Source organism: Mesomycoplasma ovipneumoniae, from assembly GCF_035918255.1.
In the GTDB taxonomy this organism is placed as follows: domain Bacteria; phylum Bacillota_I; class Bacilli_A; order Mycoplasmatales; family Metamycoplasmataceae; genus Mesomycoplasma; species Mesomycoplasma ovipneumoniae_A.
Genome location: NZ_CP142136.1, coordinates 688,790 through 702,044 on the forward strand (window position 1 = coordinate 688,790; position 13,255 = coordinate 702,044).

The 13,255-nt window shown below is 28.2% G+C and carries 10 protein-coding genes; 9 read left to right on the forward strand and 1 reads right to left on the reverse strand.

The window, feature by feature from the left end; genetic code table 4:
- Positions 1-768: 768 nt before the first annotated feature.
- The 6 genes from U3G01_RS02410 (at position 769) to U3G01_RS02435 (ending at position 7,570) form a co-directional block, all read left to right on the forward strand.
- A complete protein-coding gene (locus U3G01_RS02410; RefSeq protein WP_255031180.1) occupies positions 769-1,983 on the forward strand; it encodes a phosphoglycerate kinase in 1,215 nt (404 codons plus the stop codon).
- Positions 1,984-2,092: 109 nt separating this feature from the next.
- Complete coding sequence (locus U3G01_RS02415) at positions 2,093-2,926, forward strand: MurR/RpiR family transcriptional regulator (protein WP_255031182.1); 834 nt, start codon at positions 2,093-2,095, stop codon at positions 2,924-2,926.
- Positions 2,927-3,040: 114 nt separating this feature from the next.
- Complete coding sequence (locus U3G01_RS02420) at positions 3,041-5,029, forward strand: PTS fructose transporter subunit IIABC (RefSeq protein ID WP_255031184.1); 1,989 nt, start codon at positions 3,041-3,043, stop codon at positions 5,027-5,029.
- Entirely contained in the window at positions 5,029-5,298 is a 270-nt protein-coding gene (locus U3G01_RS02425) for a hypothetical protein (protein ID WP_010320798.1), read from the forward strand. Before U3G01_RS02420 ends, U3G01_RS02425 begins: the two co-directional genes overlap by 1 nt.
- Positions 5,299-6,204 (forward strand): type I phosphomannose isomerase catalytic subunit, encoded by a 906-nt coding sequence (locus U3G01_RS02430; protein WP_255031186.1) that lies wholly within the window; start codon positions 5,299-5,301, stop codon positions 6,202-6,204. It begins immediately after the preceding gene.
- Between the two features lie 184 nt (positions 6,205-6,388).
- Positions 6,389-7,570 (forward strand): IS3 family transposase, encoded by a 1,182-nt coding sequence (locus U3G01_RS02435; RefSeq protein ID WP_326564822.1) that lies wholly within the window; start codon positions 6,389-6,391, stop codon positions 7,568-7,570.
- 637 nt (positions 7,571-8,207) lie between these two features.
- Here U3G01_RS02435 and U3G01_RS02440 read toward each other — a convergent pair.
- Entirely contained in the window at positions 8,208-8,837 is a 630-nt protein-coding gene (locus U3G01_RS02440; RefSeq protein WP_069099059.1) for a hypothetical protein, read from the reverse strand.
- Positions 8,838-9,251: 414 nt separating this feature from the next.
- On the opposite strand from U3G01_RS02440, the gene U3G01_RS02445 reads away from it, so the two are divergent.
- The 3 genes from U3G01_RS02445 (at position 9,252) to U3G01_RS02455 (ending at position 12,505) form a co-directional block, all read left to right on the forward strand.
- Positions 9,252-10,316, forward strand: coding sequence for a DUF3137 domain-containing protein (locus U3G01_RS02445; protein WP_255030731.1), 1,065 nt, complete (start codon positions 9,252-9,254; stop codon positions 10,314-10,316).
- A gap of 68 nt (positions 10,317-10,384) precedes the next feature.
- Positions 10,385-11,032 (forward strand): LemA family protein, encoded by a 648-nt coding sequence (locus U3G01_RS02450; protein ID WP_069096855.1) that lies wholly within the window; start codon positions 10,385-10,387, stop codon positions 11,030-11,032.
- A gap of 408 nt (positions 11,033-11,440) precedes the next feature.
- Positions 11,441-12,505, forward strand: a complete 1,065-nt coding sequence (locus U3G01_RS02455) for a DUF3137 domain-containing protein (RefSeq protein ID WP_255030730.1) — start codon at positions 11,441-11,443, stop codon at positions 12,503-12,505.
- Positions 12,506-13,255 lie beyond the last annotated feature (750 nt).

Sequence of the window (13,255 nt, forward strand, 5' to 3'; positions counted from 1 at the left end):
CTCGAGTTTCCCAGTTTGATGAGAAAATCTTAAAAAATTATCCGGTTTTGGAGCTTTTTTAACTTTTTTGGAAAAAGTTAATTACCATTTTTTTACTGATTTATTAAGATATCAAAGTAAAAATCATACCTATTTCAAATATTTGGATCACTAGCAACGCCATCAAACTGTCAAACTCAGGAAAAATAACTATCAAGGAAAAAACACTAAATTTTAAATCCAACACTCATGAATGCAAAATCTACTTATTAATAAAATAAGGCAAACTAAAAAAGCTAAAATTTTAACTTAAAAAGCAAAACCATAAAAAATACAACTACTATTTAAGCTCAATGTAAATAGAAAACTCGTTTTTATTTACATCGAGCCTAAAAAAATATGTGAAGTTTTGAAAGAACAATAATTAAAAGCCTTAAATTTGTAGATTTCTAAACGGGTAAATTTAAGGCATTCCATCATATTTAAAAATATAATGGAAAATTCGCGCTGTCTGAATTTTTTAGACAAAAAACATAACTAATTCCCCCTTAATTCATATCAAAATTTATTAATTCATTCTTAAGTGAGATTAATTATACCTTAATTTTTTCCTAGACCAAGCATTTTTTTTTTTTTTTTTTGCGGGAAAATTAAATAAAACCGTTATGAGACAAAAGAAGCTATAAATTCATAAGACAAAATTTATTTTCAGTTTTTTTAGATATATTAATTTATTAGTTTATAATTCTAAGCGTAACATTAATTTTTTTTAAAGGAAAATAATAAAGAATGATACCAACCTATAAAACTAAAAAATTTATTGATGAAATTAAATTTTTTAATAAAAAAGTTCTTTTACGTGTTGATTTTAATGTTCCTATTCTTGAAGGGAAAATTACTTCAACCAAAAGAATTACCGCGAGTTTAAAAACCATTGAGAAAATTGTTACTGAAGGTGGTAAACTTATAATTTTATCACACCTTGGTAGGGTTAAAACGCCCGAAGATTTGAAAAAGAAATCACTACGAATTGTCGCCGAGGAATTAGCTAAAATTTCACAAAAAGAAGTCAAATTTGTTCCTCAAAACCGTGGCAAAGAAGTTGAAGAAGCAATTGATCAACTTGAAAACGGACAAATTTTAGTGCTTGAAAATACAAGATTTCAAGATCTTGAAAACAAAGCTGAATCAAAAAATGATCCAGAACTTGGAAAATACTGAGCTTCATTAGGTGATGTTTTTATAAATGACGCCTTTGGAACACTCCACCGCGCTCATGCATCTAATGTTGGAATTGCAACTTACATCAAAGAATCAGCAATCGGTTATCTTGTAAAAGAAGAGCTTGATGCGTTGTCAAAAATTATTTTTGAACCGCAAAAACCTTTTTATGCAATTATTGGCGGGGCAAAAATTTCTGACAAAATCGGGATAATTTCAACTCTACTTGAAAAAGCTGACAAAGTTTTAATTGGTGGAGGAATGGGTTATACATTCAAAAAAGCTCTTGGACTCAAAATTGGAAAGTCAATTGTTGAAGAAGACAAAATTGATTTAGCTCTAAGTTTAATTAATAAATACTCTGATAAATTAATTTTACCGCTTGATGCTGCTTTGTCTGATAAATTTGAAGATGTAACCCCAATTTATAACGAAAAAAATCCACTTGAAATTCCAGATGACCTTGAAGGTTTAGATATTGGCCCAATGACTATAAAATTATTTGAATCACATTTAAAAGATGCAAAAACTATTTTGTGAAATGGAACTCTTGGTGTTGCTGAGTTTTCTAATTTTGCCACCGGAACTCGTGAAATTGCAAAAGTAATTTCAAAACTTGAAAATTGCTATAGCGTAATTGGTGGTGGTGATTCAGTTGCCGCAATTGAAGCTGAAAAATTAGGTGATGCTTTTAGTCATGTTTCAACTGGTGGTGGTGCTTCAATTAGTTTTATTGAAAAAGGCGATCTAATCGGTCTAGGCCCAATTCAGGAAAAAGCATAAGAATTTATAGTATTTTTTTAATTTTCACACTTAACAAGTCCTGTTTTTTAAATCAAAAAAAGCAGGACTTGTTCGTTTTTTATTTTATAAGTAAAGTAGATTAATTTTTATGAAAAGTGTATTTTTTGACGAAAAAATTGTTGAATCACTAACTAAAACTGAAAAAATTATTGTTAAATTGGCACAGGATAATCCCCAATTTTTTTATCAATCCAATCTAAAATCATTAGCAAATAAAACCCAATCTTCAATAACGCTCATTTCAAATTTAGCAAAAAAATTAAGTTTTTCTAGCTTTAAAGAAATGCAGTTTCATGTTTATTATTTATTCCTTAATTCAGCACAAATTTCAAATAAAGTAAAAAACCAGCAAAAAACCGATAAAAACAAGCTAATTATCGAACAACTTTATAAATATTATCATAATTCTTTAGTTCAAACATTAGAGCTTGTTGATCTTGAAAAAATCCAAGATTTTGCCCGTAAAATTATTCAAAGCAAAAAAATTTTTATCTACGGGGCTGGTTCTTCTTCAATCGGAGCGAGCGAACTAGCGATTAATTTGCAAAAATTAGGGCTAAATTCAGTTAGTTTTCGTGATTTTCATAATTTTTTATTAGTTAGTGTTCAATCTCAAGCCTTAAAAATTTTGTTTTCAAAATCTTGTAAAACAAAAGAAATTAATTTTGTTCTTAAAAAGTTTATTGAAAATAACGACAATTTTATTGTAATAACGGCAAAAAAACAAATCAATATACCCAATAAAAATTTAATTTTTTACCAAACACTCGAGCAAAAAAACCGTTTTATTTCGATCTCATCGAAAATAAACCAACAATTTATTTCTGATGTTATTTTTTTTAGTGTTGCTAATTTAATTTCTGAACAATATGAAGAAAATTACAAGAAAAATCTTGAAATTCTCAAAGAATGAAATGAATAATTGAAAAATATTCATAAAAAACTTCAAATTTGTAAAAATTTTTTTATTTTTCTTTTATTTTTGACTAAATAATCCATTATTTAAGTATATAAAATAAAAGAAAGGAAGGTTTTTATGAGTATTTTTTCAAAAGATTTTATTTTTTTAGACCAAGATCTTAATTCAAAAGAAGAAGTTTTTGAATTTATTGCTCAAAAAGCAGTCAGTCTTGGAATTGGAACTGAAAAAAATAAAATCTTTGATGATCTTTTGGCTCGTGAAAATGAAATTTCTACCGGACTTGAGTCAAATTTTGCAATCCCTCATGCTCAAAGTAGTGCTATTGAAAAGCCGGCACTACTGTTTTTAAGTCTAAAATCTGGGCTTGATTGACAAAATTTTGATGATTCTAAGGCAAAATTTATTTTCTGTATTTTGTTGCCAAAGTCTGGTTTTGAACAAAATCAAGTCGAAATTCTGGAAAAAGTTGCCCGAATTATTCTTAATCCCGAAATTAAAGAAATAATTTTATCTAAAGACGAAAATGTTATTTTTGATAACATTTCAAAGTTTATTTTTGAAAAAGACCAGGTGGAAAATCACGAGACAAATTCCCAAAAAATTCCCATAAATGCAAAAAAAGTTGTTGGAATCACATCTTGTACTGTTGGAATTGCTCACACTTATTTAGCCGCTGAAAAATTAGAAATGGGACTAAAACAAAATGGTTATATTCCCAAAATTGAAACTCGCGGATCAGTTGGGCCTAAAAATGTTTTAACAAAAGAAGATATTGATCAAGCCGAATTTGTTATAGTTGCCAGCGATCTTGAAATTGACAGTTCAATTTTTGACCAAAAAAAGGTCTATTTTACAAGCACTAAAGCCGCAATCCATGAAACTGAAAGTGTAATTCAAAAAGCAAAAAAAGCACCAATTTTGCATAATAAACAAAAAAAACAAACCCAAAATCAAGAAAATCGAACTAGCGTTGTTAAACATATTATCACCGGAATTTCCTACATGATTCCTTATGTTGTTTTTGGTGGAATTATGATCGCCCTTTCGTTAGGAATTGGAAAAGCCATTTATGGTAATGCCGAAGCAGCGCCAAAAGGTGATTTTCTATGATGAATGCTCGAAATTGGGGTAATTGCCTTTAAATTAATGATCGGTGTTTTAGGAGGCTACATTGCCTACTCAATTGCCGGACGGGCCGCACTTGCACCTGGATTTATTGTTGCAACTGTCGGTAATTCGGCCGATTTATTCTATGGAATTGGTGGAATTTCTGTTCAGACACCGATGGGATTTATTGGCGCAGTAATTTTTGGAATTCTTGTTGGTTACAGTGTTAAATTCATTAACTCACTAAAAATCCAAAAATCTTTAAGTGCAATTTTACCAATTTTTGTAATTCCAATTGGAGTCAGTTTATTTTGATCTTTAGTCGTAATTTTCTTAATTGGCGCTCCTATTGGTTGAGTGCTTGACAAATTAATCGCTGGATTAAAACATGTTTTTGAAAATAAAGACGGAATTGGTGTTGGTGTTGCCTTTCTTCTAGGTCTTTTACTTGGTGGAATGGCCGGATTTGACATGGGTGGTCCAGTAAATAAGGTTGCTTTTTTAACTTCAACAGCACTTGTTTCAACTCAAGTTTATGAACCAATGGGGATGATGGCAGCTGCAATACCAGTTGCACCAATTGGAATGGGAATTACAACCTTAATTTGACGTAGAAAATTTACAAAAGAAGAAAAATCACTCGGACTTTCAGCTATAATTATGGGATTTATTGGAATTTCTGAAGGTGCTATTCCTTTTGCAATTGCTGATCCAAAACGGGTAATTAGTGCTAATGTTATCGGTTCAGCAGTTGCTGGTGGACTTGCTGGAGTTCTTGCAGTTACAAATCAAGCCGGACATGGGGGACCAATTGTTGCAATTCTTGGTGCTGTTGGTTCAATAAAACACGGAATTGGTCTTGGAATTGCCTTTTTCTTCTTGTCAGTTATTGTCGGAAGTTTTACTACAGCTCTAATTTATGGATTTTGAAAAGATCGCAATTTTAATATTTTTAGCAATTTAGCACGAAAAAATCACAAAAAAGGAGTTAAATAATGAAAATTAAGAAAATAGATAATAAAAAACTGTTTTATATTGTGATTTTTTTGGCCTTAGCTGTACTTATTTTTGGAATTATCCTTATTAGTTTAAATATTTCGGCACACCAAGAATTTATTAGCGCAACAATTGCCAAAAAAGAAGCGCTACCAAGTCAAGGTTTTGTTTATGGCGTATTTTTACTAGTTATGGGAATTTTAGGACTTATTTTATCAGCATTTATCGGAAATGATGTTTTTAACAAAAAATTAGGTCAGTCTAATTAAATGAAAGATTATTTTGTTTTTGTTGAACCATACCAAAAAAATACTTTATGAGCTGGGCAAAATTTACAAAATCAGCTAAAATCTAGCCAAAAAATTGGCGAACTTTGACTAATTTCAGCTCAAAAACACGGTCTTTCACGCGTCAGTGGGCAAAATTTAGACGAATTTTTTGCCCAAAACCCCCAATTTTTTGGTTTTTATCCACATAAAACTTACCCAAATCTTCATAAAATTATTGATGCTGGCCAAAAACTGAGTCTGCAAGTTCATCCTGATAATAAAATAGCTAAAAAATTAAATTCTTTTGGCAAAGATGAGGCTTGATTTGTGCTAAACAAAGGCGATGATCCTTTTATAATTGGTGCAAAATCAAACGATTTTGCTGAGAAAATTACAGAAATTAACAACGAAAATATCGACAAACACTGTAATTTTTCTAATCTTGAAAAAAATGATTTTGCCTATATTAGCGCCGGACTTGTTCATTCTATTCCTCAAGGCGCCCTTGTTTATGAAATTCAGCAAAATTCAGACTTAACTTTTCGAATTTTTGACTTTGATCGACTTGACTCTAACGGGCAAAAAAGAGAACTTCATTTTGAACTTGCAAAAGTTGCAATAAAACCAAAATTAAGTCCAAAAATTATTCATGACAACAAAAAAACCCAACAATCCTTAGTTAAAAATAAATTTTTTAACCTTGAAAAAGTAAAAATTAGCCAAAAATTTTTACTTTTGCCCCAAAATGATGTTTTTTGGTATGAAATTATTATAATTTCTGGTCATGGAAAAATTAATGATGCTCTTTTTAAACCATTTGATGCCATATTAATATCAGGACAAATTGAAAAACCAATTGAATTTCAAGCCGAAAATGCGCTAATTTTAATAAACAAAATAATTTAATTTTCTTTGTTTTACCCGAGTTTGCCAGTTTGATGAGATTATCTTAAAAAGTGTCCGGTTTAAACCAGGACAAAAAAAATTAACACTAAAGGTGTTGGCTTTTTTTGTCCGAGTTTAGGAGAAAGCTAACACCCAATGTGTTAGCTTTTTTAAATTTTCAAATGCAACAAAACGGAGAATACTAATGTCAAGGCACTTTATAAAAGACGAGTTTGATATGATTTATAAAATTTACAATGAATTTGGATTAAAACAAACAATAAATTATATAAATGATATTTCGCCAGAAACAAATTTTATAACCAGAACACAACTACTTCGAAGAATCAAAAAAATTATTCGGTATTATAATAATGGTATGCAAGATCAATTATTAGATAAAAAAGGCGCGAACAGAAAGCCAGGGAGTGGCAAACGTAAAAAACCAATTGAACCTGATTGAAACGAATTTACAAAAGAAGAATTAATAGAAATAGCTAAGAGATATTACGAAATCAATAAAGATAAATTAAAATCAGGAAAAATTAGTGAAGCCAAAACACTAAATATTCCTTATAGCAAATCTGCAAAAATTTTTAATGTATGCAGGCAATCAGTGGCAAAATCTAAAACTAGAGTTATAAAAGTAAGGGAACACAAAAATGATGCAATAATTAAAAAATCCTTTCTTGATAACAAAGGTAGATATGGTCGCATAAGGTTGAGTGCTTATATTTCTATGAAATATAATATTGACATTCACCCTCGAAGTCTTGGCAGACATTTAAAAAGATTGAATTTAGTATGCAAAATTAGAAAAAAAAGAAGAAAGAGCGAAATTAAGAACACCAAATTCGCACTGCCGGATATTGTTAAACGCGACTACAATGATAAATTAAATAGAAATATTTTTGCTACTGATATTACATATATAAAAGCTCCCAGAGATGTTAAGGAAAGCCATGTATTTTTGTCTGTAATAATTGAGCATAAAACTAAAAAAATCAGAGATTTTAAATTATCTGTAAGCAATGATCTTAATTTAGTTATGGATAATATAAAGACATTTAGGTCTATTGATAAAAATTTTGTTATTCATTCAGACCATGGATTTCAATACACTTCAAAAACCTATATTGACAAAATAAATAAAATGGGAGGAACTGTTTCATTGTCTCGCATAGGAAATTCTTTGGATAATAGGGAGGCTGAATATTGATTTTCAATTATAAAAAGTGAATGCTTAAACGAGTTAAACTACAGTAAAATAACTTTTGAAGATCTGAAAAAAATAATTGCAGATTATATATATTGATACAACAACTATAGAATTCAATCAATTTTAAATTGAAAAACACCACAGCAATATGCTATGATGTTACAATAATATTAAACTGTTAATTTTTTTTGTCCTAGTTTAGTTTTGGGCACTTTTTAACTTTTTTGGCAAAAGTTAATTACCTATTTTAAAACACTGCAAAATCAATTTATGGATAAAACAGCAAAAATCATAAAAAATACAACTACTATTTAAACTCAATGTAAATAGAAAACTCATTTTTACTTACATTGAGCCTAAAAAAATATATGAAGTTTTGAAAGAACCAATAATTAAAAGCCTTAAATTTGTAGATTTCTAAACGGTTAAATTTAAGGCATTCCATTAAATTTAAAGCCATAATGGAAAAATGGCATTATCTGAGTTTATTGTGAAAAAACATTCTTAATTCCTCCTTAATTCAATATCAAAAATTTATTAATTATTCTTAAGTGAGCTTTATTATAACAGAATTTTTTCTTAGAGCAAGCATTTTTTTTTTTTTTTTGCAAAATCTTAATTTTAAAATTATAAAAATTAAGGTTTTAGGTCAAAAACCACTGATTTACAGGTATTTTTGCATATTTGTATTCATAAAAAGTGAATTTTTACCATCAAACTGTCAAACTCAGGATTTAATTTTCCTTGTTTTTTGCAAAAATAAAAACCGCTAAATGCGGTCTTTATTTTGAAAATCTTTGAAATTTTACTCAATTGCTTGAAAAGTATCTCTACTATTTTCAACATGTTCTGGTTTAAAAACAATTTTTTCTGAACCATCATCTTTTCAGAAAATAAATGTGTAAAATTTACCTTTTTCTAGTTTTTGATCTTGCTCATCTCATCGAAAAACTAAAGGAAATTCAATATTATCACCTTCAATTGCGGTTGTACGAGCGACCTTAACTTTCAAAGGATCAACTAAAGTATTATCAGTTAATGATTTTACCTCACTAGCATAGGCACTTCATTTTCCTGTTACACCTTTTACCGGTGAGTGATGCAATTGGAAACGGAAAACACCTTCACTATTTAGCCTATTTTCACTTCTTGCAGCTGAAAATAATAAGGTTCGAATTTTGACATTATCTTTTTTTGGAATATTAAATGGAGCAGAATGAAAGTCGATTGTTTGGTTGGTTTTTCTAGTTGTTGTTTCTTTTTGAGTGTCCATTTTTACGGGTTTATTTTTATCTTCTTGACTAGATTGGGAACCTTTTTTAGTTTCAGGAGCTGTTTGATTTGTATGTTGGCATGATAAGACAATAAAAACTGGCAGTACAGAAGCTATTGGAAGAAGCCTTAATTTTGCAATTTTTTTTATATTTTTGAACATTTTTTTCCTTTTTTGGTCTGTTTTTTATTTTTTTACTTTGAAAAACAAAGAATTTAAATAAAGCAATAATGTTTTACAGACACTTTAACTTAAATTTAAAAATACTATATTATACTATTAATTTTTAAATTATTAATGCTAAAGTGCAAAAAAATTTTATAATTTTGAATTTTAAAAATTTACATGTATATTTTATTGTAAAATCAAAGGAAAAAGTGCAATAATTACTAATAAATTACTAAAAAAAATTGATAAAAGTGGTAAAATCAAAACTATAGATAAAAAACTAGCTGTCTGAATTTTTCACTAAATTAGCCACTTTTTTAGCTATTTTTATTGGAAAATAACTAAAAAGTGGATTAAAAAAAAGTATTTTTATAATAATTCCTTTTAAAATTGAACCAAGGAGTAAAAATGAAAATAATAAATGATTATTTTAAATTTGAAGACTATAAAATCAAGGCAAAAGAGGAATTTCGTCCTAAATTAGACGAAATTATCAAGAAAAAACATTCAAAGACTCTTGAAAAACTTGCTGGAATACAAAGTATGACAAAAACACTTAATATTGTCTCGGTAATTTCAGTTTTTTTAACTGGACTTGTTTTTTTTGTTACTATGAATTACCATCTAGGGATTGGTGGCATCATTTTTTTAATTATTCTCGGAATAATTGCAGTTGCTTCTACTTTTTACTTAGGAGTCAAAAAAAGGGAAATTAGGAAAATCACCAATGAAGTTTCAAAAGATGTCCTAGAAGATTTTAAACCAGAAGTTGCTTACAAAGCTGCCTTTTCGATTTTAGATAAAGGAATGGATTATTTAGGTTTTAATGGCCAACCTAGTAACAGCATTCAAATTTCAAAAAATGAAATTAGCAGTCTTACTCCTGCGGAAATAATTGGGTCATCAAAGGCTAAAATTAGTGAAGTTAGACCTCTGAAGGAATTATTAATTGATGAAAAATTCCACGTTAGTTTTACAAATGTCCGCTGACAATGAAAAGAATGAAGAAAAAATGAAACTGTAACAAGGGAAAGTTTTACTGGAATTTTAAAGATTGATACTTCAATTTTAGGTGAAAAGGCATTTGACTTTAAACTTTTAAAACCAAGCGGCTGATTTTCTCAAAAAGACAAAATCAAACTTGAAAACGAGGAATTTAACAAGGTTTTTAATCCAGAATCAAATGATAGATTTAAAATCAGAAAAATGTATACACCACTTGCGATGGAACTTTCACTAAAAAGATATTTTGACCGTGAAGGTGTTAAAGTTATGGATGTTACCATTGAATCTTCAGGTGATGCTATCTATTTTACTTACAAATGCGACTGAAATTTTATGTATGTTGATTTTCCAACATCAATAAAAACCCCTGATGACTTTATTAATCACATTTTCAAGGATTTTTTGCTTGACACTTACAGTTTATATTATCTTTTGTGTCTTATTTACGTTACTTTGTATTTGGATTAGTAAAAACATCATATTTTTGAAAAAAATATGGTATAATTTGTAATTTAATTAGTATTTAAAGGAAAAAAATGTCAAATTTATACAACCCTAAAAATGCTGGAAATATCGAAGGATTTGAGCCTCGAATTGATAATGACTCTAAAAAACCGACTGTTTCAACAGCAGCTAAAGTTGCATTTTGAACTTTGGGGACTTTATTTTTATTTATTGCTCCAATTTATTACATTTCGCAAAAAAATAATTTTATGCGCCAACAGAATTTAATCAATGAATCAGCTGGTACAATCGAGGTTCAACTTGAGCAACGTAGCGCAACTTTATTGAAATTAGCTGACCAAGTTCGTTCCTATCGTGAATATGAAAAATCAATTTTAAGCGATATTACAAGATTGCGAAGTTTAAAATCAAACATAGAAAATGCTCAAGAAATTGAAAATTTAAACAACTCATTATTTGGTAGACTAATTGCAGTAAGTGAAAATTACCCAGAATTGCAAGCATCAAAAATTTATCAAGAATTAATTGAGCAAACCTCCTATTTAGAAAGAGAATTAGCGGCTGCAAGACGACTTTATAATAGTAATGTTAATTCTTTTAACACCGAAATTTTTGTCTTTCCTTCTTCAATTGTTGCATCTTCGATGAATTTAACAACCTACCCAATGTTTAGCACAAGTAACCAAAATCGTCAAGATGTATCATTTAAAGATTTTTAATTTCTTATTAAAAATCAACCACTGCAAAAAAACTCCTATAAACAGACATAATTTCTCAATAGATTTACAATTCAAACAATAAAAATTTAAAAAATACACTTTTAGACAAATAATATCCTTTTAAATCTAAGAAATATTTGCTTAAATTAATTCTTCAGATTTTTTGAGATTATTTGTCTTATTTTTTTATTATTAATATAAGTTAGATTAGTCCACTAATTTTGAGTTAGACAAACTGATAATAAACCGCATTTGAAAAGTCTAAAAAAACTTTGACTTTATAAGCAAAAAATAAAAAAACCTTGTAGTTTATAGCACTTTTTAGCTATTTTTATTGAAAAATAATTAAAAAGTGAAAAAAAAGAGTATTTTTATATAATTCCTTTTAAAATTGACCAAGGAGTAAAAATGAAAATAATAAGTGATTATTTTAAATTTGAAGACTATAAAAACAAGGCAAAAGAGGAATTTCACCCCAAATTAGACGAAATTATCAAGAAAAAACATTCAAAGACTGTTGAAAAGCTTGCTGGATTACAAAGTGTGGCAAAAACACTTAATATTGTCTTGTCAATTTCATCCGTTTTAACTACGATTGCTATTATTGTTCATCTCATTTACCATAAAAATTTTACTGGCGTCATTTTAGTAGCTATTCCCGGAATAATTGCAATTGCTTCTACTTCTTACTTACGAGTCAAAAAAAAGCAAATTAGGTCAATCACCGATGAAATTTCAAAAGACCTCGTAGATAGTTTTAAGCCAGAAGTTGCTTACAAAGCTGCCTTTTCAATTTTAGATAAAGGAATGGATTATTTAGGTTTTAATGACCAAATTAACAACAACATTCTAATTTCAAGAAATGAAATTAGCAATCTTACTCCTGTTCAAATCATTGGCTCATCAAAGGCTTGAATTAGTGAAATTAGACCTCTGAAAGAATTATTAATTGATGAAAAATTCCATGTTAGTTTTACAAATGTCCACTGACAATGAGAAGAAAAAAGAAACAAAGAAACTGTGACAAAGGAAAGTTTTACTGGAATTTTAAAAATTGATACTTCAATTTTAGGTGAAAAGGCATTTGATTTTAAACTTCTAAAACCAAGGGGTTGATTTTCTCAAAAAGACAAAATCAAACTTGAAAACGAAGAATTTAACCAGATTTTTAATCCAGAATCAAATGACAGATTGAAAATCAGAAAAATGTATACACCTCTTGCAATGGAACTTTCATTAAAAAGATATTTTGACCGTGATGGCGTTAAAGTTTTGGATGTTACCATTGAGTCCTCGGGAAATGCGATCTATTTTACTTACAAATGTGACTGAAATTTTATGTATGTTGATTTTCCAACATACATAAAAACCCCTGATGACTTTATTAATCACATTTTCAACGATTTTTTGCTTGACACTTACAGTTTGTATTATCTTTTGTCTCTTATTTACGCTACTTTGTATTTGGAGTAGTTAAAAACATAATATTCTCAAAAAACCTTGTAATTTATAGAATTTTTTCAATTTTTTTAATTGATTTTTTAATTGAAAATATCATTAAAAAATCAATTAAGAAGGTTAAACAGACAAATTTTTTCCCGCTTTTCTAGTCAGGTTTATATTCAACCAAATTTTGAAAAAACACACTTAAAAAGCAAAATTATAAAATATCTAAACACTGGCAAAAATCAATTTATGATAAAACAACAAAAATCATAAAAAAATACAACTACTATTTAAACTCAATGTAAATAGAAAACTCGTTTTTATTTAAATTGAGCCTAAAAAAATATATGAAGTTTTGAAAGAACAATAACTAAAAGCCATAAATTTATAGATTTCTAAACGGTTAAATTTAAGGCATTCCATTATATTAAAAACATAATGGAAAATTCGCATTTTCTGATTTTTTTATGGCAAAAACATAACTAATTCCCCCTTAATTCTAAAATCCAAATTTATTAATTATTCTTAAGTGAGATTCATTATAGCATAATTTAATTTTAAACCAAGTATTTTTTTTTTTTTTTGAAAAGGTTAATTTTAAAATAATAAAAATTAAGATTTTAGACTAAAAAACCCGGATTTACAGGTATTTTTGCATATTTGTATTCATCAAAAAGTGAATTTTTGCCATCAAACTGGGAAACTCAAGAAGAAAACTTTGACTTTATAAGCAAAAAGTAAAAAACCTTGTAATTTACAGCATTTTTTCAATTTTTT